Annotated in this window: 18 protein-coding genes and 2 pseudogenes; 7 read left to right on the top strand and 13 right to left on the bottom strand. The window is 72.3% G+C overall.

Annotated elements, in window-relative coordinates; all coding sequences use genetic code 11:
• Window positions 1-88: 88 nt before the first annotated feature.
• A complete protein-coding gene (locus CLV67_RS22695; RefSeq protein WP_170153960.1) occupies window positions 89-2908 on the top strand; it encodes a PAS domain S-box protein in 2820 nt (939 codons plus the stop codon).
• Here the strand turns inward: CLV67_RS22695 and CLV67_RS22690 are convergent.
• Both CLV67_RS22690 and CLV67_RS22685 read right to left on the bottom strand, forming a co-directional pair.
• Window positions 2895-3872 carry a TerC/Alx family metal homeostasis membrane protein gene (locus CLV67_RS22690; RefSeq protein WP_239166443.1) on the bottom strand — a complete coding sequence of 326 codons (978 nt, stop codon included), beginning with the start codon at window positions 3870-3872 and terminating at the stop codon, window positions 2895-2897. The genes CLV67_RS22695 and CLV67_RS22690 overlap by 14 nt on opposite strands.
• Before the next feature lie 447 nt (window positions 3873-4319).
• Window positions 4320-4925, bottom strand: a complete 606-nt coding sequence (locus tag CLV67_RS22685; protein ID WP_170153959.1) for an alpha/beta fold hydrolase — start codon at window positions 4923-4925, stop codon at window positions 4320-4322.
• A 148-nt stretch (window positions 4926-5073) separates the two neighbouring features.
• On the opposite strand from CLV67_RS22685, the gene CLV67_RS22680 reads away from it, so the two are divergent.
• A complete protein-coding gene (locus tag CLV67_RS22680; RefSeq protein WP_373873164.1) occupies window positions 5074-6210 on the top strand; it encodes an MFS transporter in 1137 nt (378 codons plus the stop codon).
• Between the two features lie 63 nt (window positions 6211-6273).
• Window positions 6274-7527 (top strand): glycosyltransferase family 4 protein, encoded by a 1254-nt coding sequence (locus CLV67_RS22675; RefSeq protein WP_106321569.1) that lies wholly within the window; start codon window positions 6274-6276, stop codon window positions 7525-7527.
• Between the two features lie 98 nt (window positions 7528-7625).
• Here CLV67_RS22675 and CLV67_RS54570 read toward each other — a convergent pair.
• A pseudogene (locus CLV67_RS54570) lies at window positions 7626-8420 on the bottom strand (class I SAM-dependent methyltransferase); the annotation flags it as partial.
• A 110-nt stretch (window positions 8421-8530) separates the two neighbouring features.
• Window positions 8531-11305, bottom strand: a complete 2775-nt coding sequence (locus CLV67_RS22665; protein ID WP_106321565.1) for an AfsR/SARP family transcriptional regulator — start codon at window positions 11303-11305, stop codon at window positions 8531-8533.
• Between the two features lie 135 nt (window positions 11306-11440).
• On the opposite strand from CLV67_RS22665, the gene CLV67_RS22660 reads away from it, so the two are divergent.
• Together CLV67_RS22660 and CLV67_RS22655 are read left to right on the top strand one after the other, a co-directional pair.
• Window positions 11441-12610, top strand: coding sequence for a cytochrome P450 (locus tag CLV67_RS22660; RefSeq protein ID WP_106321563.1), 1170 nt, complete (start codon window positions 11441-11443; stop codon window positions 12608-12610).
• 23 nt (window positions 12611-12633) lie between these two features.
• Entirely contained in the window at window positions 12634-13563 is a 930-nt protein-coding gene (locus CLV67_RS22655; protein WP_106321561.1) for a diacylglycerol/lipid kinase family protein, read from the top strand.
• On the opposite strand, the gene CLV67_RS22650 is transcribed toward CLV67_RS22655, so the two are convergent.
• Complete coding sequence (locus tag CLV67_RS22650) at window positions 13532-14611, bottom strand: hypothetical protein (protein WP_106321559.1); 1080 nt, start codon at window positions 14609-14611, stop codon at window positions 13532-13534. The genes CLV67_RS22655 and CLV67_RS22650 overlap by 32 nt on opposite strands.
• 30 nt (window positions 14612-14641) lie before the next feature.
• A complete protein-coding gene (locus CLV67_RS22645; RefSeq protein ID WP_106321557.1) occupies window positions 14642-15598 on the bottom strand; it encodes a sulfite exporter TauE/SafE family protein in 957 nt (318 codons plus the stop codon).
• Between the two features lie 125 nt (window positions 15599-15723).
• On the opposite strand from CLV67_RS22645, the gene CLV67_RS22640 reads away from it, so the two are divergent.
• A complete protein-coding gene (locus CLV67_RS22640; protein WP_203737192.1) occupies window positions 15724-16104 on the top strand; it encodes an MmcQ/YjbR family DNA-binding protein in 381 nt (126 codons plus the stop codon).
• Here CLV67_RS22640 and CLV67_RS22635 read toward each other — a convergent pair.
• Window positions 16006-16467, bottom strand: coding sequence for a MerR family transcriptional regulator (locus CLV67_RS22635; RefSeq protein ID WP_203737191.1), 462 nt, complete (start codon window positions 16465-16467; stop codon window positions 16006-16008). The two genes, CLV67_RS22640 and CLV67_RS22635, sit on opposite strands and share 99 nt — an antisense overlap.
• 52 nt (window positions 16468-16519) lie before the next feature.
• On the opposite strand from CLV67_RS22635, the gene CLV67_RS22630 reads away from it, so the two are divergent.
• The gene (locus CLV67_RS22630) at window positions 16520-17059 is read left to right on the top strand and encodes a class I SAM-dependent methyltransferase (RefSeq protein ID WP_203737190.1); all 540 of its coding nucleotides are present in this window, start codon (window positions 16520-16522) and stop codon (window positions 17057-17059) included.
• Window positions 17060-17092: 33 nt separating this feature from the next.
• Here CLV67_RS22630 and CLV67_RS22625 read toward each other — a convergent pair whose 3' ends face one another.
• From CLV67_RS22625 to CLV67_RS22600, 6 genes and pseudogenes are all read right to left on the bottom strand, one after another.
• Complete coding sequence (locus CLV67_RS22625) at window positions 17093-17812, bottom strand: YcnI family copper-binding membrane protein (RefSeq protein ID WP_106321551.1); 720 nt, start codon at window positions 17810-17812, stop codon at window positions 17093-17095.
• Between the two features lie 95 nt (window positions 17813-17907).
• On the bottom strand, window positions 17908-18534 hold the full coding sequence (locus tag CLV67_RS22620; RefSeq protein WP_106321549.1) for a copper resistance CopC family protein: 627 nt from the start codon (window positions 18532-18534) through the stop codon (window positions 17908-17910).
• A pseudogene (locus tag CLV67_RS22615) lies at window positions 18498-18689 on the bottom strand (Dyp-type peroxidase); the annotation flags it as partial. The gene CLV67_RS22620 and the pseudogene CLV67_RS22615, both read right to left, overlap by 37 nt.
• Window positions 18690-19512: 823 nt before the next feature.
• A complete protein-coding gene (locus CLV67_RS22610) occupies window positions 19513-20562 on the bottom strand; it encodes a hypothetical protein (protein ID WP_106321547.1) in 1050 nt (349 codons plus the stop codon).
• Window positions 20559-21269, bottom strand: a complete 711-nt coding sequence (locus CLV67_RS22605; RefSeq protein ID WP_106321545.1) for a TIGR03943 family putative permease subunit — start codon at window positions 21267-21269, stop codon at window positions 20559-20561. Before CLV67_RS22605 ends, CLV67_RS22610 begins: the two co-directional genes overlap by 4 nt.
• Window positions 21266-22237 (bottom strand): permease, encoded by a 972-nt coding sequence (locus CLV67_RS22600; RefSeq protein ID WP_106321543.1) that lies wholly within the window; start codon window positions 22235-22237, stop codon window positions 21266-21268. The genes CLV67_RS22605 and CLV67_RS22600 overlap by 4 nt, the downstream gene beginning before the upstream one ends.
• Window positions 22238-22245: the final 8 nt, after the last annotated feature.

Raw genomic sequence — 22245 nt, 5'->3', positions numbered from 1 at the left:
GTGCTATGTCCGCAATAAGGCTAAAGCAGAGAAAGGTCGCATGTACGTTGATGCTGAATCGGATTCGGATCTTGGAAGGGTGGTCGTGGTGCTGCGTAGGGCCCTGTCTCTGCTCGCCGGAGTCACCGCGGGGGTCGCCGCGGTGGTGCTGGCGCGCCGGTCCCGGCGGGCGGTGGCCTGGGCGGAGGCCGGATGGCGCACGGAGGCGCTGGAGAATGCCCGGCTCGCCGCGATCGTCGAGGCCTCCCAGGACGCGATAGTCAGCAAGGCGCCGGACGGCACCGTCAAGACCTGGAATCCGGGCGCCGAGCGGCTCTACGGGTACCGCGCCGACGAGATGGTCGGCGGCGACGTCACCCGCCTGCTGCCACCCGACCGTCTCGGCGAGGAGAGGGAACTACTCGCCAGGGTCCGCGCCGGTCACGCCCTCACCCGCTACGAGACGCGGCGCCGCCGCAAGGACGGCACCGTCATCGAGGTCTCGCTGAGCATGGCCCCGATGCGCGACACCGACCAGGCCGTGATCGGCACCGCCACCGTGGCACACGACATCACCACCCGGGTCCGGGCCGACCAGCGCCGCCGGGTGGAACGCGAACAGCTCGAAATGATCATGCACGCGGCCAGCGACCCGTTCTTCAGCATGGACGGCGAGGGGGTGATCTCGGAGTGGAACCGGCAGGCCGAGCACGTCTTCGGCTGGAAGCGCACCGAGGTCCTGGGACGTGACGTCACCGGCACGATCCTGCCCGAGCGCTATCGTGCGGCGCTGCGGCGGCTGCTCGACGGCCGGCTGAAGGGGCTGCTGGACCGGCCCACCGAGATGGCCGCCACGCACCGGGACGGCCACGAGATCCCGGTCGAGCTCACCATGTGGCTGATCGAACACAGCGGCGACGCGCACTTCCACGGTTTCGTCCGCGACATCACCGCCCGGCGGCAGACCGAGCAGGCCCTCGCCGAGGCCCGTGACCAGGCGATCGAGGCGGCCCGGCTGAAATCGCAGTTCCTCGCCTCGATGAGCCACGAGATCCGGACCCCGATGAACGGTGTGATCGGCCTGACCGGCCTGCTGCTCGGCACACCGCTCGACGAGCGCCAGCGCCGCTACGCCGAGGGGATCAGCGTGGCAGGATCCGCGCTGCTCTCGGTGATCAACGACGTTCTCGACTTCTCCAAGCTGGAAGCCGGCAAGGTGCTCCTGGAGGAGGCGAACTTCCAGATCTGCAAACTGCTCGACGACGTCGTCGCGCTGGTCGCCCCGCCGGACACCCACCACGGACTCTCCGTGACCGGGCTCTGCGACGAGCGGCTACCCGGCACCGTCTGCGGCGATCCGGCCAAACTGCGGCAGGTGCTGCTCAACCTGGCCGGCAACGCGGTCAAGTTCACCCCCCGCGGGCAGGTCACGATCTCCGCGCGGCCGGACACCGGACACCCCTGCGGGCCGGACGCGGTGCCGGTCCGGTTCGAGGTCCGGGACACCGGCATCGGCATCGACGTGCTCCGGCAGGAGGAACTCTTCGAGGCGTTCACCCAGGCCGACGCGGGCACCACCCGGCGCTTCGGCGGCACCGGGCTCGGCCTGGCCATCAGCCGGGACCTGGTCGAACTGATGGGCGGCCGGATCGGGCTGGTGAGCGAGCCTGGGCGGGGCAGCGCCTTCTGGTTCACGATCACGCTGCGTACCGCCCGCGCCGACCTGGACCTCTCCGACAGGCACTCGCTGGACGGCCTGCGGGTGCTCGTCGTGGACCGCGACGACGAGGATCGGGCCGTGCTCACCGAGCAGCTCAACGCCTGGTCGATGGATGCCGTCGGGGTGGCCGACACACCCGCCGCGATCGCCGCGATGCGGGACGCCGCGGCCACCGGGCGCCCCATCGACCTGCTCATCTTCGACATGTTCACGGCACCTGGCGAGACCCTCGCGATGGTTCCGCCGGACTGCCCGATGCCCAAGACCATCCTGCTCGCCGAGGACCCGCACCATCTGCCGGCCGAACCGGACCGGATGTGGGTGTCGGCCGCCTTCGCCAAGCCGCTGCGGCAGTCCCAGCTCTACGACGCGCTGGTCGGCGTGCTCGACGAACCGGCCACCGAACGCTCGCGCCGCCACGCCGCGGGGAAGCCCGCGGGCCGGGGACACCTGCTGGTGGTCGAGGACAACGACATCAACCGCACAGTGGCGCTCGGCATCCTGGCCAACCTGGGCTACAGCGCCGACGTGGCGGTCAACGGCCGGGAGGCGGTCGAACGCGCCTCCGGCCGTGACTACCAGGCGATCTTCATGGACTGCCTGATGCCGGAGATGGACGGCTACGCCGCCACCGCCGAGATCCGCCGGCGCGAGCCCGCGGGGCGGCACGTGCCGATCATCGCGCTGACCGCGAGCGCCCTGGCCGAGGACCGGGCCCGCTGCCTGGCCGCCGGTATGGACGAGCACATCGCGAAGCCGCTCATCCCGGCCGACGTGGCCCGGGTCCTGGACCGGTGGGTCAGCCCGGCCCCGCCGGAGCCGAGCCTGCGGAGCGTGACCGCCGAGATCGAGCGGCGCCTGGCTCAGCTGCGCGGGCCCGATCCTGCCGCCACCGCGGGCGCGCTGGCCGGTCTGCTCGCGTCGCTCTCGGCGAAGATCCCGGAGCACCTGGACCGGATGCAGCAGGCCCTCGCCTTCGACGACGCGGACCTGCTGCGCAACGAATCGCATCAGCTCATGGGCGTGCTGGCGAATCTGGGCGCGGGTGCGGCGACGGCCGCCTGCGGCCGGATCGAGGCCGACGCCCGGGCAGGTGACCTGGACGGCGCGGTGGTGTCGTACTCCGCCGCGCGCCCGCTGATCATGATGGCCCGGGACGCCGCCGATCAGATCCGCCGCAATCCCGTCGTGGCGGTCAACTCCGGGTGACGACGCGCTCCCTGCGGTCGGCATAGAGGCTGGTCGCGGTCACGATGGCCAGCGTCGCGCCGATCACGGCCAGCGACGCCTCGGTCGGGATGTCCGGGACCCCGGACCAGATGCCGTGCGCCCAGTGCAGCACCAGCTTCACCCCGATGAACGCCAGGATCACGGCGAGGCCGTAGTTCAGGTGCCGCAGCCGGTCCAGCACGTTGTGCAGCACGAAGTACAGCGCCCGGAGCCCGAGCAGGGCGAACGCGTTCGTCGCGAAGACCAGGTAGGGGTCCTCGGTGACCCCGTAGACGGCCGGCACCGAGTCGACCGCGAAGACGATGTCGGTCATGAACACCGCCACCACCACGAGGGCCAGCGGGGTGAGCGCGCGCCGGCCGTTCTGCAGCACGGTCAGCCGCCCGCCCTCGTAGTGGTTGGTCACCGGCATGAGGCGGCGCATCAGCCGTACGCTGCGCATGTCGTCGATGTGGACCTGGTACTCCTCCGAGCGCATCGCCTCGCGGAACACCTTCACCGCGGTCAGCAGCAGGATCCCGCCGAACAGCAGGAACGCCCATGTGCCGCTCTGCAGCACGACCGCGCCGGCCGCGATGAAGACGGCACGCAGCACGAGCGCCCCGGCGATGCCGTAGAGCAGCACCCGCTGTGCCAGCTCCGGCGGAACCGCGAACGCGGCGAGCAGCAGCATGAAGACGAACAGGTTGTCGACCGACAGCGACTTCTCCACGACGTACCCGGTGTAGAACTCCATGGCGGGCGCCCGGCCGTACAGCTGCCAGATCAGCACCCCGAACGCGCCGGGAAGCGCGAGATAGAACAGTGACCAGCCGACCGCCTCGCGCATCGCCACGTCATGCGGGCGGCGGGTGAGCACGAAGTCGACGGCGAGCAGCGCCAGCAGCACGGCGATGCTGATCACCCACAGCTGGGTGGACGCGATGGATGGCAGATCGAACACGGAGAGCCCCCTCGGACACGAGTCATCGTCCGAGGTCTCCCTCACCCGCCACCGGCCGCCTTGCCGGCGGCGACGGGCGAACGCACGAGGGCACATGGGTGCCCGTGGTGACCGCCACGCTCTCGCGGAGGTACTCCCCTCGCGGGTCAGCTTAGGGTGACCGGCACCCGCGGACCAGGGCATCGGGCCATTACGGCATTCCGGTTGACGGGCCGGGGGTCGCGGAGGACCGTGGAGAGTCCGGCTGAAACGCAGCCGACCAGCGGTTGAAGAGGGGGTACCGCCCATGTTCGTCGACATCCTGGTCGGCACTCTGCTGATCGTCTGCCTGGTGATCAGCACTGCCGCCCTCACGCCACCGATACACCGCCGCCGACGGCACCGGCACAGTCTCTAGATCAGGTCCCGCAGGGCCGCCCTTCAGATCAGGTCCCGCAGGGCCGCCCTTCAGATCAGGTCCCGCAGGGTCGCCGCGAAACGGGCGGGGGCCCGCAGATGCGGGAAACACGGCCGCTTGGCGACCAGCTGCTGCTTCCGGTTCGCGAACCAGCACCGGTACGACCGGAGCAGTCCACGGTCCCAGCGCGACACCGCGAACTGCCGGTACGGCACCGGGACGTCTGCCAGGTCGGCCGTCGCCCGATGCCGTTCCGGGCACTCCGGCGGCGCCTGCGGCTCGTCGAAGGTCAGCACCGCCCGGGTCGCGTAGGTGTCGGCGAACGCCTCGGCGAGCAGCGCGCCCTCACCCTGCCCGACCAGCACCGGCGCCCGGTGCAGGTCCAGTCCGTTCACGAGCGCCGCCAGGTCGCGGGCCAGGGGTTCGACGGCGTTCTCTCCGCGCGCCGCGGACTGCCCGTGCCCGGGCAGGTCGACGGCGATGACACTGCACGCGTCACCGAGCTCGGCAGCGACCGGCCACCAGGTGGTCCGGTCGTAGAAGAGGCCGTGCAGCAGGACCACCGGACGGCCGTACCGGCCCCAGCGGTCGTAGACCAGCAGATTCTTCGGTGTTCCGTAGGCGTGGGTGGTGCGACGCGGGGGCTGAGGATGCACGGGGATGGTCTTCCTGATTCGGGGGGACACCAAACATGCGCCGGTGTGTCCCGGTTCACCAAACATTGCCGAAGATTGATCCACTACGGTCCACGGCCCGTATCGTTACGACGTGTCCAACGGTCGTCTGCTCTCTCCGTGGCGGGCGATCCTCGGATTCGGGCTGGTCAGCCTCGCCGCCGACATGGTGTACGAGGGCGCCCGCTCGATCACCGGCCCGCTGCTCGCCGGTCTGGGCGCTTCGGCGCTCGTGGTCGGGCTGGTCACCGGCGCCGGCGAGGCGGCCGCGCTGCTGCTGCGGCTGGTGTCCGGGCCGCTGGCCGACCGCACCGCCCGGTACTGGGCGCTCACCATCTTCGGCTACGGCCTGACCGCGGTCTGCGTGCCGCTGCTGGCCGTCACGCCCTTTCTCGGCGGGGCGGGCCTGGCGGTCGCGGCCGTCCTGATCGTGTCCGAGCGGATCGGCAAGGCGGTCCGCTCCCCGGCCAAGTCGGCGCTGCTCGCCGAGGCCGCCGGGGCGGTCGGCAGGGGACGCGGGTTCGCCGTGCACAAGGCGCTCGACCAGGTCGGCGCGTTCGCCGGCCCGTTGCTGGTGGCCGCGCTGGTGGCGGCCGGCGGGGTGATCTGGCCGGCGCTGGCCGTGCTGGCGCTGCCCGGCGTGGCCGCGATGATCCTGCTGGTCTGGCTGCGGCACCGGTTCCCGGCACCTCCGGCACGCGAACCGTCGGACACCTCGGTGTCGACGTCTCTTCCCCGCACGTTCCACTGGTTCGCCGCGTCGGCCGGGCTGGCCACCGGCGGGCTGGTCACGTTCGGCCTGATCTCGTACCACGCGAGCGAGACCGGACGGGTGCCGATCGCCGCGGTGCCGGTGCTGTACGCCGCGGCGATGGCCGCCGGTGCGGTCGCCGCCCTGGCCAGCGGCCATCTCTACGACCGCTGGGGCGCCCGCGTCCTCTACGCGCTGCCGGCCCTCGCCGCAGCCACGCCGGCGCTCGCCCTCTCCACGAGCACCGCCGCGATCGTCACCGGCAGCCTGCTCTGGGGAGCCGCGATCGGCGTGCAGGACTCGACCGTCAAGGCGCTGGTAGCCGACCTGGTCATGGCACCCCGGCGGGCCACCGCCTACGGGGTCTTCGCCGCGGTGCAGGGCGTGGCGGCGCTGGTCGGCGGGGTCCTCGCCGGTGCCCTCTACGAACAGTCGCTCACCCTGCTCGCGGTCGTCTTCGCCGCCGCGCAGCTGCTCTCGGCCGTCCTGCTCACGGTGACCCTGAGAATGCGCTGATCGTTCGGCCGGGCGTCACGGGCCGGTCTCCTGCCGGATCGTGGCCCCGGTTCCCCTGTTCACATGCGCATCGCGCTCGTCACCGAATCGTTCCTCCCCGATGTCAACGGCGTCGCGAACTCGGTCGCCCGGATGGCCGACCACCTGACCAGAAACGGCCACGAGCCGATGGTCGTGGCACCGCTGCCACCACCCGGCTCCCGCGCGCCGGTGACCGGGCTGCCGTACCCGGTGGTACGCGTCCCGTCGCTGCCGATGCCCGGTTATCCGCAGCTGCGCCTCGGCCTGCCCGCGCCCGCCCTGCACGCCGCGATCCGCCGGTTCGCGCCCGACGTCTTGCACCTGGCCAGCCCGTTCGTCCTCGGGGCCTGGGCGCAGGCCAGCGCCCGCACGCTCGGGCTGCCGTCGGTCGCCGTCTATCAGACCGACGTGGCCTCGTACGCCCGCGTGTACCGGGTCCGGCTCACCGAGCGGATGGCGTGGCGCTGGATCCGGACCGTCCACAACGCGGCCGGCCGGACTCTGGCCCCGTCCACCGAGTCGGTCACCGCGCTCGAGACGCACGGCGTGCGCCGGGTGCACCTGTGGCGGCGCGGAGTCGACGACATCCGCTTCCACCCCGGATGGCGCAGCCCCGGCATCCGGCGGGCGCTCGCCCCGAACGGCGAGGTGCTGGCCGGGTTCGTCGGACGGCTCGCCGCCGAGAAGGAGATCGACCTGCTGGCCGGCGTCTCCCGGCTGCCCGGGGTTAGGCTCGTGGTGGTCGGCGACGGCCCGGCCGCGCCGTCGCTGCGCCGGGCGCTGCCGGACGCGGTCTTCCTCGGCGCCCGGCACGGCGCTCAGCTCGGCCGGATCTACGCGAGCCTCGACGTCTTCACCCACACCGGGCCGTACGAGACGTTCGGTCAGGCCGTGCAGGAGGCGATGGCCAGCGGGCTCCCGGTCGTCGCCCCGGCCGCCGGTGGGCCGCTCGACCTGGTGGAACACGGCCGTACCGGCTATCTGGTGCCCCCGCACCGCGCCGACGGGTTCACCGACGCGGTCGCCCGGCTCGCTCACGACGCCGACCGGCGGCACGCGTTCGGCGCCGCCGGTCGTGCGGCCGTGCGGGGCCGCAGCTGGTCCGCGATCGGTGACGAGCTGCTCGGCCACTACCGGCGGACGCTCGCCGGAGCGTCGTCCGGCCGCGGTCAGGCCTTGGTGGCGGCGACGACCAGATTGAACCCGGTGTCCGCGGCCAGCACCGGGTTCGTGAACCCGGCCCGCGCCAGCAGCTCGAGCCGCTTCGATGGGCCGCCCAGGGTGCCCAGCCCGTAGGCGCCGGGCTGGGCCAGCGAACCCGGCGTGCACAGAGCGGTCGACGAGGCGTACCCGATGCGGGTGATCGGCATTCCGATCGTGCTGGTCCAGTCGTCCGAGGACCACGGCTCGACCGCCACCACGATGCCGCCCGGCGCCAGTGCCTCGTAGGCCGCCTTCAGTGCCGCCACCGGGTCGCCCAGGTCGTGCAGCGCGTCGAAATAGACGACCACGTCGAACGGCCCGTGCCCGGCGATCGACGCCGAGTCGGCCACGCGGAACGACACGTTCGCCGGGCTGCCCGCCTCGATGGCGCGGGCGCGGGCCGTGGCGATCGACGGCTCGTGCATGTCGAAACCGGTCACCGAGGACCGCGGCCAGGTCCGCGCCATCAGCAGGTCGGCGAATCCGTGGCCGCAGCCGACGTCGGCGACCCGGGCGCCCGCCTCGAGCTTCTCGACCAGCCCCGGAACCGCCGGGAACCAGGCCTGCTCCAGCTGGTTGACGTACGCGGTCCGGAAGTACCGCTCGATGCCGTGGTAGCTGCACCCCGGCACCTCGTCCCCGGACAGCCCGCCGTCGCCGTGGAACGCCTTCTCCAGGTGCTCCATCGACAGGAAGTAACCGGTGATGATCTCGGCGGCGGCCACCACGTAGGCCGGCGAGTCCACCACCGACAGCGCCAGGGCGTGCTCGAGCGGCAACTCGAACCGGTCGCCGTCCACGGTCACGTAGCCCGAGACGGCCATCTGATGCAGCCACTCGGTGACCAGCCGCGGGTTGAGGCCGGTGCTCGCGGCCAGCCCGGCCGCGGTCACCGGGCCGGCGCCGGTCAACGCCCGGAACAGGCCGAGCCGGTCGCCGAGGACGATCATCGCGGTGCTGGCCGCCCCGGCGAAGTCGGTGATCATCTGTCCGACGAAGGCCTCGGCGCGTGCCTCGTCGACGGTCGGGATCTGCTGTGTGTCAGTCATGTCCCCACCGTGCGGGACGGCCCTTGCCGTGACCTTGCCGCTCGCTGTCACGCCTCGGCCAGGCGGCGCAGGGCCAGCTCCACGGTGGCCGCAATGCCGCAGCCCGGCGATGGCGTGGCGGCGCGCAGAGCGGCGAGCCGCTCACGGTCCGGGCCCATCACGGCCGGGGCCATCGGGTCGGCGTCCGCGGCCGCCACCAGGGCCGCCGCCGACTCCCGGTCGCCCAGGGCGGCCAGCAGCTCCGCGATCAGCCGGATCATCGTCCACACCTGGGCGGTCATGTTGGCGGACCGGACCGCCGCCAGCGCCGACCGGCAGGCCGCCACCGCCTCGGTACGCCGGCCCAGCCGGATCAGCGCCGCCGCCCGGGCCACCCGGGCCAGGTGACCGGTGTAGGTCAGGTTGACCCGGTCGCTGGCCGCGATCGACCGGTCGTACCAGGCCAGCGCCCGTTCCGGATCGCTGCCGGCCAGCAGCTCGCCCCGGGTGAACGGGACGAAACCGTCGAGATGCCCGGTGTCCAGGAGGTGCTCGTACCTCTCCAGCCACCGCCGGCCGGCCGCCGGATCACCGCCGTAGGCGTCCATCAGCGCCGAGCAGCAGATCCCGGTGGCACGGGCCCACGCGGGCGCGCCCGGATCGGTCGCCATCCGCTCGGCATCCGCCCGCACCTGGTCCGGACGACCCGCGAACATCCCGTTCGAGATCCGGATCAGCAGCGCGCCCCACCGCAGCCAGTGATCATCGGGCATCCGGTCGAGAGCTGCGCTGAGCAGGCGGTCCGCCTCCGGGAGATGGCCGCGCAGCCACTCGCCGGTCCCGGCCGCGACGGCCCGCAGCACCTCGGCCTCGGTCTCCACCCGCTCGGGCGCCCAGCGGGCCAGCTGCTCGGTCAGCCCCGGATCCGGCGAGTCGGCGCCCACCACCGACAGCATCGCGGCCAGGCGCGCGCCGTCCTCCCGGTCATCGTCGCCCTCGCGCTCGTCCCCGCTCAGCCAGGCCAGCGCCTCCTGCAGGTTCGCCAGCTCGCGGCGCATCGCGGGATAGGTCCACGGGTCCCGCTCGCGGCAGCGGTCCAGCATCCGCGTGGCGAGGGTCAGCATCCAGCGCGCGTGCGCGTCCCTGGCCCGGCGTTCGCCGTCCGGACCCAGATGCCCCAAACCCACATGTCGTACGGTCTCCAGCAGCCGATAACGCGGCGGGTCGGCGACCACCAGCGAGGCGTCGACCAGCTCGGCGAGCAGCGGCTCGGCGTCACCGCCGGCGAAGTGCGGCAGGGCGTCCAGGGTGAACCCGCCACGGCAGACGGCCAGGTTGTCCAGCAGGCGCTGGGCGGACGGGTCGAGCAGGCGATACGACCATTCGACGGTCGCCGACACGGCGGTCGCCCGGTCGCCGCCGCGGGCCGGGTCCAGCACGTTGAGCCCGGCGCCCAGGCGGTCCCGCAGATGCGCCAGCCCGAACACCGACTCGCGCCGGGCGGCCAGCTCGACAGCCAGCGGCAGGCCGTCGACCAGGCCGCAGATCTCGGCCGCCAGCTCACGCGTACGCGAATCGTCAGGAAAATCGGCCCTCAGCAGCGCCGCCCGGTCGCAGAAGAGCGCGACCTGATCCTCCGCCGGAAGCGGGCCGAGCCGCAGCACCCGCTCGCCCGCCACGTCGAGGCGCTGCCGGGAGGTGGCCAGCACGCGTAGCTGCGGGCAGCGGGCCACCAGTTCCCCGACCAGCACACGCACGGGTTCCAGGAGGTGCTCGCAGTTGTCCAGCACCAGCGTCGCCGGTGTCGCGCCTAGGCGCTCGGCCAGCGCGGCGGCACCGCCGTGCGGCGCGGTACGCAGCCCGAGCGCCCCGGCCACGGCGGCCGCCACGTCGGCGGGCACGGACCGCTCCGCCAGTTCGACCACCAGCTCGTCGCCGGTCAGCACCTCGCTCATCAGCCGGGTCTTGCCCACTCCGCCGGGGCCGACGAGCGTCGTCACCCTCCCGGCCGCGATCGCTGCCCGTACCGTGGCCAGCTCTTCCTCTCGTCCGAAGAACCGGTCGGCCCGCCACCGCAACGCCGTGCCCCGCTTCGGCGGGTTCTCCGGCGGGCGCAGCGCCGGCTCGTCCGCCAGGATCCGCCGCTGCAGACCGGCCATGGCCGGTGAGGGGTCGACGCCGTGCCCGTCGGCGAGCCGGTCCCGGTAGGCCCGCGCGACCGCCAGCGCCTCCGGGGTCCGGCCGGTGATGTGCAGGGCCCGCATGAGCAGCAGGTGCGCCCGCTCCCGCAGCGGCTCGGCCGCCGCGAGCGCCTCGATCTCGGGCAGGGCCCCGGCCGCCGTCCCGGAGGCGATCCGCAGGTCGAGCCATTCCTCGCGCAGATGCCGCCGCAGCTCCGCAAGCCGCGCGACATCGGGAGCGAACACCAGCCGGTCGGCCACGTCCGCGAGCGGGTCGCCGCGCCACAGCTCGAGCGCCTCGGCGAGCGTCGCGGCCGCCGTGCCCGGTTCCTGGCCGCGCGCCTGGACGGCGAGCCGCTCGACGCGTCCGGCGTCGACCGCGTCGGCGGGCAGGTCGAGCCGGTATCCGCCGGGTTCGCGCCGGATCACGTCACCGCCGGTGTGCCGCCGCAGCCGCGAGACGTAGGTGTGCAGGTTGCCGAGGGCGTTCTCCGGCGGCTCGCCGTCCCACAGCGCCGCGATCAGGTCACCGACCGGAACCGCCCGTCCACCGGCGAGCGCGAGCCGGGCCAGCACGATCCGCTGCGGCACACCCGCGAGCGGCACGACCTCACCGTCGCGGCACAGCTCCACCGGCCCCAGCACGCCCACCCTGATCCTCACGGCGTCATTCTGGCCAGCCGCCGCCCCCGGATCACCCGGTTATCCATCGTCTGTCGGCCATGCGACCCCGTCCGATGTCGGGGATCGCCGCGCGCGGGGCGGACTGTCCCGTACAAAAATGGATAACGTGCCGGTGTGGGTATCGACTTCTCGGACCCGGCCTTCGCCGCGGATCCCTATCCCGGGCTGGCCCGGCTGCGGGAGAACGCACCCCTGAGCTTCCACGCGCCGACCGGCCGCTGGCTGGCCGCGAGCCACGCCGCCGCCGGCGCGGTGCTGCGGGACCGGCACCTGGGGCGGTTCTGGCGCGACGAGGAGCCGGCCGAGGTGTTCGAGCCGTTCAATCTGCTGCACCGCAACCAGATGATGGAGAACGAGCCGCCGGTGCACACCCGGCTGCGGTCACTGGTGGCGAAGGCGTTCGCGCGCGGGCACGTGGAGCGGCTGCGCGCGGCGGTCGCGGCCGAGGCGGGCCGGCTGCTGACGGCGGCGGGGCGGGAGTTCGACCTGCTGGCCGAGCTGGCCGAGCCGCTGGCGGTGACGGTGATCGCCGAGCTGCTGGGTGTCCCGGCGGCCGATCGGCACCGGCTGCGCCCGTGGTCGGCCGCGATGGTCCGGATGTACGAGATGAGCCGCACCCCGCAGATCGAGGCGGAGGCGCTGGCGGCGTGCAAGGAGTTCGCCGAGTACCTGGGCGAGCTGGCCGCCCGCCGGACCGCCGAGCCATGTGAGGATCTGATCAGCCACCTCGTCGCGGTCCGGGAGAACAGTGACCGGCTCAGCGGAGACGAGTTGGTGGCGTCGGCGATCCTGCTGCTCAACGCCGGGCACGAGGCGTCGGTGAACGGACTGGGCAACGGGGTGGTGGCCCTGCTGAGGCATCCGGGCGAGCTGATGCGGGTGCGGGCGGACCGTGCTCTGCTGCCCGCCGCGGTGGAGGAGATGCTGCGGTTCGATTCACCGTCGCAGCTGTTCGTGCGCACCGCGGCCGCCGATGTGGAGGTGGCCGGGGTGACCGTTCCGGAGGGCGCCGAGGTGGCGGCCCTGCTGGGTGCGGCGAACCGGGATCCCGCGGTGTTCGCCGACCCCGACCGCTTCGACGCCGGCCGGGTGCCCAATCCGCATCTGAGTTTCGGCGCGGGGCTGCACTTCTGCCTCGGTGCGCCGCTGGCCCGCATCGAGCTGCGGGCCGCCCTGGCCGCGCTGCTCAAGTACGCGCCACGGCTCAGCCTGGCCGCCGATCCGGTCCGGAGCCCGGGGTTCGTGCTGCGCGGATACGCGACGGTCCGGCTGAGCCGACGGTGATCGTCAGCAGATAGGGTCGGCCGGTGCGGACGAAGCAGGAGTTGACCGATGACATCCGGCGCGAGCGGCGGGCGGCGCTGGTGGTCAACGCGCGGTCGCGGCGCGGGCGGCAGCTCTACGCGGACGCGCACGCGCGGCTGCTCGCCGCGGGCTTCGACCTGCTCGGGGCGTACGCCGTGGATCGTCCCGGCGAGCTGGAGAACTCACTGCGCTCGGCCCTCGCGCACAAGCCGGACCTGTTGGTCGCCGGTGGCGGGGACGGCACGATCAGCACGGCGGGGCGGTTCCTCGCCCATCGCGACGTGGCTCTCGGCCTGCTCCCCCTCGGGACCACCAACAACTTCGCGCGTACGGTCGGCATCCTCCCCGACCTCGACAAGGCCGTCGCCACGCTGGTGGACGGCACGGTGATCGACGTGGACCTGGGTGTCGCCGGGGACATGCCGTTCACCAACCACGTCGGCGCCGGGCTCTCCGCCGAGATCATGATCAACGTGCCGAGCCGGCTCAAACGCGTGATCGGGCGGATCGCCTACCCGATCACCGCGCTGGGCCTGCTGACCCGGCACCGGTCGCTGCGGGTCACGGTCCGCGCCGACGGCCGGGAGATCGTCTTCACCACCCACCAGGTGTACGTGGCGAACGGCGGCTTCCACGCCGGCCGCCCGATCACCGCCGACGCGCACGCCGACGACCGTCTGCTGGTCGCCTATCCGGTCGGCGGCCGGTCGAAGCTGGAGCTGATCCGGGAGACCGCCCGCAACGCCCTGACCGGCCACCGGCGCACGCTACGGGAACAGCCGTTCATCGCCGTCGGCGAGCTGTGGCTGGAGACCGACCGCCCGGCGCACGTCGAGGTCGACGGCGAGCCGTGCGGGCAGACCCCGCTGCGAGTGGCCGTCGATCCCAACGCGCTGCGGATCATGGCGCCTCCGGGGACTCCCGACCACTGACCTTCGCGAGCCACCCGGCGGACTCCGCCTCGGGCAGGACCCGGTCGAGGGTGATCTCCGGGCGCATCAGCGGATAGACGCGACCGGTGTTCCAGGCCCGCTCGTAGGACGGCTTGTCAAGCACGACGACCCGGTGACCGTCGAGGACGGGGATGTCGGCGGGACGGCCCTCGCCCCAGATCCGGTCGCCGTCGGCGTCGAACAGTTCGAACTGTCCGCGTACACCGCCGGGCGGCATCATCTCGGGCCCGTCGGTGGCCGCGGCGATCCAGGACGCCTTGGGCCGGACACCGTCGACGAGACCATGTGCCGGGTCACCGATCAGCGCCGCGGCCAGCAGCGTGTGGAGCTGGAAGTTGTCGCCCACACCGCTCACGGTCAGCCGGTAGCCGCGCCCGCTGGGCCGGTGCAGCACCAGAAACGGTTCGTCGTCGAGCACCTGGAGCAGCCCGTACAGCCACGGCGCCGGGTCGGCGTGCTCGGACATCGCGTCGGCCGCCGCAGCGAGCCGCTCGCGCTCCGGGAAAGCCTGCCGGACCCGTTTCTGCTGCGCCGGCAGCAGCAGGCTGGGGATCCAGTCCTCGACCGTGAAGTACGACTCGGTGATCCGGATGCCCTCCTCGCGGCTGATCCCGGCCTGCGCGGCGGCCCGTGCGACCCGCTCGATCAGCGCGTCGGCATCCGCCTGGCTGGCCGGCGCCTCGAACTCGCCGCCGTCCTTCTCGGCCAGCCCGGGGAACCTGACACCGTGCTCCAGGCCGTCGATGACCCGCTCCACGAGCACGTCCAGCAGCACGAACGGGTCCGCACCGGCCTCGATCAGCCCGGCGGCCACCTGTGCCAGCTGGCCGCCGTTGCCGATCGACACCTGCTCCAGCGCCGGGCGCAGCCGCCGGGCCCCCTCGGTCAGCTCCTCGGGGCCGGCCTTCTCGATCGAGCCGACGATGGCGCGGAAGGCCGCCTCCGACGCCCGCTCGTCCAGGGCCAGGACGGCCTTCGCCAGATCACCGCAGAAGTCCGGCAACGCGCGCTTACGCTTCCACCACATCGGTGCATCGTAGATCTTGATCCGACCGGTTCAGGCGTTGGCGGGCGTCTTGTCCTTGTCGTCGGGGGCGTCGCCGGCCGCGGTGATGCCGTCGGCCTCGGCGATGATCCGCTTGTCCTCGGCGATGTTCTTGCGGTACTGCAGCACCGAGTAGACGATCGCGGCGGCCCAGGCGACGTAGATGAAGCCGTAGAAGACGTAGCGGATGTTGTCCGGGGCGTCGATCCAGTCGCTGCGGAGCAGGGAGCGGGTGTTGGTCAGGATGATCACACCGCCGACCGCGGCGCCGAGGACGCGCGGCGGGATGTGCCGGACCAGCCAGGCAGCGATCGGCGCGGCGATGACGCCACCGATCAGAAGGGCCGCGACCCAGCCGTAGTCGATGTTCTCGCTGCCGATGCCCAGGATGAAGCCGACGCTGGCGGCGACCGCGACGAGGAACTCGCTGGTGTCGATCGAGCCGATGGTCTTGCGGGGCTCGAGACGTCCGCTGGCCAGGATGGCGGGCGTGCCGACCGGGCCCCAGCCACCGCCACCGGTGGCGTCGACGAAGCCGCCGACCAGGCCGAGCGGGGTGAGGAACCGCTTGCGCAGCGGCTTGCCGAGCTGCCCCTTCGGCAGGCCCTGGAAGGTGAACCGGAGGAAGACGTACAGGCCGAGGGTCAGCAGGATGATCGCCATGAGCGGCGCCGCGACCTCGGTGGAGATGCCGGAGAGGACGACCGCGCCGAGGAAGGCGCCGACCGCGCCCGGCACACCGATCTTGAGGACGACCTTCCAGTCGACGTTGCCGAACCGCCAGTGCGAGATGCCGGAGACGAGGGTGGTGCCGATCTCGGCGAGGTGCACGGTGGCCGAGGCGGCCGCCGGGTTGGTGCCGATCGCCAGGAGCAGGGTGGTCGACGTCACGCCGTAGGCCATGCCCAGGCTGCCGTCGACCAGCTGCGCGCCGAGCCCGACAAGAGCTAGGAGAAGGAGTTTCTGCATGTGTCGACCACCAGGGACGGGAGGGGATTTCCTATTTCTTGGATCGGAGAATAGAAGCCTAGCTACTCAGTAGGCAAGGCATCGATTACCACGTGGGATGACAGACATGTTGCAGAATGGCCACCGTGAGTGACGCGGATGACGTTCGACGACTGGCCCTCGCCCTGCCCGAGGTCGAGGAGATCGACAGCGACGGTTTCGACTTCCGGGTGAGCGGCAAGGGTTTCGTCTGGTCGTATCCGGAACGCGTACCCGGAAAACCGCGCGTGATCCGTACCGATGTCGCCGTGCTGTTCGTCGGCGACGAGGCGGAGAAGCAGGCGCTGCTCCTCGGCGAGCCCGACCTGTTCTTCACCACACCCGGCTACGACGGGCTGCCGCTGGTCATGCTGCGACTGGAGCTCACCTCATTCGAACGGCTGACGGAGCTGATCACCGACGCCTGGCGGATGCGCGCCCCCGCGGACGTCGAGGCCGCCCACCAGCCCGGCGACCTTCGCCTGTAGGTGCGGGCAGGCGGTCAGCTCATCGGCGTCGCACCCGGCCGCGTGCTCGATCATCGCCAGCGCGGACTCGGCCGCCGCGATCCGCTGGCGCAGCCGTTCGCCGTGCTCACGGTAGAGCTCTCCGCGCATGTCACGATTACCGTCAGTGAGCAGTCGGCGCACCTGATCGAGGCTGAGACCGGCCTCCTTGGCGAGAAGGATCATGCCGACGCGGGTCACGTCACCCGGCCCGAAGACCCGGCGGCCACCGGCGGACCGCTCCGGAGTGAGCAGACCGAGGTGCTCCCAGTGCCGCAGGACGTGCGGGGCGAGCCCGAACATGGCGGCCAGGTCCCCGATGGGCATGGCCGGGCTTGACTTCATGTCGACATGAAGATGCACGGTTCCCGGTGTTGTCAACCGCACCGGAGGAATCGTGGAAACCAAAATCAAATTCGACAGGCAGGCGAGCGAGTCGTACGAACGACGCGCGACTCGTCTGCTGAACGGCTTCTACCGGAGGGTCGCGGCCGAGGTCGCAGCCGCCGCCAGGCCGGGCGCCACCGTATTGGACGTCGGCACCGGACCCGGCCGGCTGCCGCGGGCTCTCGCGAGGCTCCGGCCGGACCTGTCCGTGCACGGCGCCGACCTCTCCCCCGACATGGTGGAACTCGCACGCCGGGCCGGACCGGATATCGGGTTCGAGGTCGCCGACGTCGCCGCCCTGCCCTGGGCGGACGCAAGCCTGGACGTGATCGTGTCGACGTTGAGCGCCCACGAGTGGCCCGGCCCGGAGGCCGCCGCGGCGGAGTTCGCGCGGGTGCTGCGGCCCGGCGGACGGCTGATGATCTACGACTTCCGGTTCGCGCGGCTCGGGCCGCTGACCGCCGCCCTGTCCCGGCTGGAACAGGTACGGCGGTCGGCGCTGCACCCGCTGTCGATCTACGCGCGGCTCACAGCCGCACGGACGACCTGAGAGGTCCGGCTGTCCGGGCCGGCGCTCCGGATTTCAGACCGCGGAGCCGGGCTGCGCGGCCTTGCGGTAGGCGAGCAGGCCCAGGATCAGGCCGGCCAGACCGGCGACCAGGCCGGCGATGCCCCAGGCCGCGCCGCTGCCGCTGTCGCTCTCCTCGGCTGCGGCCTCGACGGTCGGCGCCGGGGCGGCGGCGGACGGGGCTGCCGCTCCGGCGGCGGCCAGCTTGAGGACCGGCGCCGGGTTCTCCGGCTCGGTGCCGTCGGTGGTCGGCTCGTCGATCCAGCGGACGACCGTGCCGTCGGAGTACGTCTGCAGCGCCTTGAAGACCATCTGCTCGGTCTGCGGCAGCGGGCCGAGCGAGACGTCGAACTCCTGGAAGGTGCCCGGCTTGATCTCCGAACCGGCGGCCGCGGTCCAGGTGATCTTGGTGACCGCCTCGCTGATCTCGCTGTCGTGCACCTTGACCGGAGTGGCCAGCTTCGACTTCTCGGCGACCGCGGTCCAGCCCGGCACCGGGCGGACCGACACCGACCCGATCGGGCTGTCGGCAGGCAGGTTGATCTCGAGCTTGGTGGTCGACTCGGTGTCGCTCTCGTTCGGGACCCGGAACGCCACCTTGGTGTAGCCGCCCTGGGTCGCGGTGCCGCTCGGGTTGACCGTCACGTGCGCGGCCGCCGGCCCGGCCAGGCCGAGCACGAACGCGGCCGCGACGGCGGTGACGGTGGCGGCGCGCCGCAGTGCTGTCTGCTTCATGGGGGAACCTTTCACGCCTTGCGGCGACTCATGCCTTACGGCGTCTTCACGCTTCACACCTTGCGGCGACTCATGCCTTACGGCGTCTTCACGCTTCACGCCTTGCGGCGACGGAAGAACAGGAATGCGGCGACGGCGGCCAGGAGCACCACGACGCCGGCGATGATCCCGATGACCGTCGCGTTCGACGACTCCTCGGCCACGAGAGGCGGGGCGGCCGCTGCGGTCGCGCTGGCCTTGGCTTCGGCGGCCGGGGCGGCCGAGCTCTCCTCCGGCTCCACGGGCGCCTCCGAGTCCTCGACCACCGGCCCCGGCTCGAGGGCCGGGGCGGGGTTGGCGACGGTGAACTCGTAGGAGCCCTTCACGGTGTGCCCGTCGGTGGAGACCACCTGGTAGGCGACCGTGTAGACGCCGTTGGCCAGCGGCGCGTCGATGGTCACCGAGCCGGTGGCGCCGTCGACCTTCGGCGCCGAGGCGCCCACCTTTTCCTTGCCCGCGTTGCTGACCGTGATCGTGGTGTAGTCGGGGTCCAGCTTCTGCAGGAACCGCAGCTTCACCTCGGACGGCGACTTCTTCAGCGTGGCGTTCTTGGCCGGGTTCGCCTCGGCCAGCGCGTTGTGCGCCCAGGCCGGGACGCCCGGGAGCAGGACGGCCAGCAGCGCGGCCAGGGCGAGCAGCGGCCGGGTCAGGCGACGACCGCGGATCCGATCGGTGTGGTCCATTCGTTCAACAGGTCCTTCTCGGCGAGACGCCGTTGGCTGGGCGGGAATTGCCGGGCCATGCCAGCTTGGTACGACGCGAATACGAGCCCGCTGCCGGGTCACCCCTGTGCGTCCGGCGCCTCGTCATGGTCGTACGGCCGTCGCATGATCTTGATCGGGATCGGTCGTCCCGGCGGGAGTGGGCATTCTTCTTCCTCAGGCTCGGCGATGTCCGTTAGTCGGCCGATCGCCGATCGAAGTTCCCGGGACTTCACTGAAAACTTCGCCGCCCACCCGAACCGCACCCCACCGCCGCCCGCGCACCCCACCGCCGCCCGCGCACCCCACCGCCGCACGCACCCCCACCGCCGCACGCGCACCCCGCCGCCACCCGCAACCACGCACCCCCACCGCCGCCCGCGGCCCGGGCACCCCGCCGCCACCCGCCACCCGCCACCCGCCACCCGCCACCCGCCACCCGCCGCGATCTTGTGACGTTGCGGTGGCCCGAACGGCCAAACCTCACAAGATCCGCGCGGCGCGGGGAGGCGAAAGGGCAGGGAGAACAGCACCCACCACAAATCCCGCGATCTTGTGACGTTGCGGTAGCCCAAACGGCCAAACCTCACAAGATCCGCGCGGCACGGGGAGGCGAAAGGGCAGGGAGAACAGCACCCACCACAAATTCCGCGATCTTGTGACGTTGCGGTAGCCCAAACGGCCAAACCTCACAAGATCCGCGGACCGGGCGGACCGGGCGGAGCGGACCGGGCGGAGCGGGGCGCGGGAGCGCCGGGTCGCGCAGCGCGGGAGCGGGGCGCGGGAGCGGGGCGCGGAGCGCGGGATGCGGAGCGCGGGGTGCGGCGGCGCGGGAGCGGGGCGGAGCGGGGCGCGGGAGCGGGGCGGGGCGCGGGGGCGCCGGGTCGCGCAGCGCGGGAGCGGGGCGCGGGAGCGGAGCGCGGGATGCGGAGCGCGGGGTGCGGCGGCGCGGGGCGGGTCTCAGATGGTTCGGAGGTCGAGGGTGTGCCAGACGGCGGCGTCACGGGTGCCGGTCGACCACCACAGGACTCCGTCCTTGGTGGCTGCCAGGTCGGCTGCGGCGGAGAGGGTCACCGTCCGGCCGGTCTTCAGGTCGTGGACGATCAGTCCGGCCACACCGGTCAGGTCGAACTCGGGACCCGGCTCGGAGAGGATCTCGAAGCGGTCCAGCACCGCCACGTCGCTCACCGCGGCCTGCGTGTTCGGGCCGGCGATCCGGCGGCGGTCCGAGCCGTCGAGGCGCATCAGGTCGACCCGGGCCAGGCCCTCGCCGTTCATCACCATCACCCGGCACCAGGTGGGCCCGCACATGCCCCACTCCGCGCCGGAGAACGGCACCCGCACGTCGCGGCCGGTGGTCTGGTCGCGCATCCGTACCGTCCCGGACTGTGCCCCGGTGTCGTCGGTGAGCCACGGCCACGCCGACTGCGCCCAGCGGCCCTTCTCCTCGCGCACCTCGACGGCGCCGCCGGTCAGCGCCACCGAGCGGATCTGGGTGGTCTCGTCGCCCTCGCCGGCCACCCAGTACACGCGGCCGTTCGCAACGACCAGGTCGTACTGATTGCCGTAGAAGAGGGTGTTGCCGCTGTCGGCGGTCAGCAGCCGCGCGTCACCGCCGTCACGCCGCACCGCCCAGATCTCGACGGGGCGGTTGCCGGACGACTCGGCCCAGATGAGTTCGTCGCCGGAGACGGTCATCGCCTCGAAGCGGGGTTCGTCGGCGGCGGGCAGGCGGCGCAGCTCGCGGCCGATGCCGTCCTTCTCCACGACCAGCCGCACGAAGTTCCCGTCGGTGACGGTGCCGACGGCGGTGGTGGCGTCGAGGAAGAGCTGCGGTTCGACGGTGAGGTCGCGCAGGTCGGCGCGGGCGGCGCCCGGCCACTCCTGTTCGAGGGTGGGCCGGGCGGCGGACACGGCCGCGGGCTTCGGCTGCTCGGGAAGGTTGCCGGCGATCAGCGCGGTGGACGCGAGCAGCGCGGCGGCCAGCGCGATCCGGCTGCGGACGCTCATTCGTACTGCTGCTTCGGCGGGTCGACCGGCTGCCACTGTTCCACCTCGACGTAGGCGATGTCGGCCTGGTTGACGGGGTCCTTGCCACGCTGGGCGGTGTACCGGCCGGTGACCTGCAACCACGTCCCGGCCGGCACGTCGACCAGCGGCCCGCCGGTGAGCCCGACCTTGATCGGGCGGCCGTCGGCGGCGCAGCAGCTCACCACGATCCGGGCCAGCATGGGCACGCCGTCGTCGCCCGTGGACACGAAGCCCGTCATCCGCACGCGGCGACCGTCGAGGCTGCGCCCGTCGTCGTAGATCGCCCGGGACGCGTAGTCGAGCAGGCCGATCACGGCCGGGTCGCCGGCGGGCAGGGGCGGATAGTCGGACTCGGCGTTGATCTGCACGGTTCCGGACTGACCGGCGGTGTAGGAGCCGAGTGCGGGCGGGGCCACCAGCAGCAGGGCGAGGACCGGCAGGATCAGGAACCAGCCCACCCGGGGCTCGTGATGAGCGTGGCCGTGATCATCGCCGTCGTCCGACGGCTGGGCGCGCAGGTCGTACCAGATCGTCATGATCGCGGAAAGGACCAGCGCCGCGCCCGCCGCGATGAGGAAGGGCCGCAGCCCCTCCTTGACGTAACGCAGGTAGAGATCGGTGAGCGAGGCCTTGAGGATCGCGCCGCCGAAGAGGAACAGCACGACCGCCTGCGCCTGCCGGTTCACAGCAGCACCGCCCCGGCGCCGACCGCCGCGAGCACCGCGACCACGAACGTCGCCGGCGCGAAACGCACGGCGAACCCACGGCCGAACACCCCGGCCTGCATCGAGATCAGCTTCAGGTCGACCATCGGCCCCACCACCAGGAACACCAGACGCGAGGTCAGCGAGAACTGCGACAGCGAAGCGGCGACGAAGGCGTCAGCCTCACTGCAGATCGACAACAACACGGCGAGTACGGCCAGCGCCAGCACCGAGAGCACCGGATCAGCCGCCAGTGTCTGCAGCCACGCCTCCGGAACCACCACGTTGATCGTGGCGGCGGCCGCGGCACCGACCACGAGGAAACCGCCCGCGTGGACCACGTCGTGCCGGCACGCCGACCAGAACGCCCGGCCCTTGGAGGCGCCCTCGTCGTGGCGGTGCGGCAGCCGGATCCACTCGGTCTTACCGAGCCGCAGCCAGAGCCAGCCCATCAGCACGGCCACGACCAGACTGGCCAGGCCGCGGGCGAGGACCATCTCCGGGTTGCCGGGGAACGCGACGGCGGTGGCGGTCAGCACGATCGGGTTGATCGCGGGCGCGGCCAGAAGGAACGCCAGTGCCGCGGCCGGTGTCACGCCGCGCCGGATCAGCGAGCCCGCGATCGGCACGGCCCCGCACTCGCAGCCGGGCAGCACCACGCCGGCCACACTGGCGGCCGGGACGGCCAGGGCGGGGTGTCTCGGCAGCGCCCGCGCCCAGAAGGAGCGCGGCACGAAGACCGCGATGACGGCCGACAGCAGTACGCCGAAGACGAGGAACGGGACGGCCTGCACGAGCACCGAGACGAACACGGTGATCCAGGTCTGCAACGCGGCGCCGTCGATGAACCCGGATATCGACTCCCGGAAGATCACGAGCAACACCAGGATCACGGCCAGCGCTTCAACCTCGACGGATCGGGTGCGCTTACGCTCCAGGGTGTCGGTCATCGGGTGCA

Origin of the sequence: Actinoplanes italicus, from assembly GCF_003001815.1 — a bacterium.
GTDB classification, from domain to species: Bacteria; Actinomycetota; Actinomycetes; order Mycobacteriales; family Micromonosporaceae; genus Actinoplanes; species Actinoplanes italicus.
Note: the sequence above shows the minus strand (reverse complement) of the source record. Positions and strands in the feature narration are given on the sequence as shown.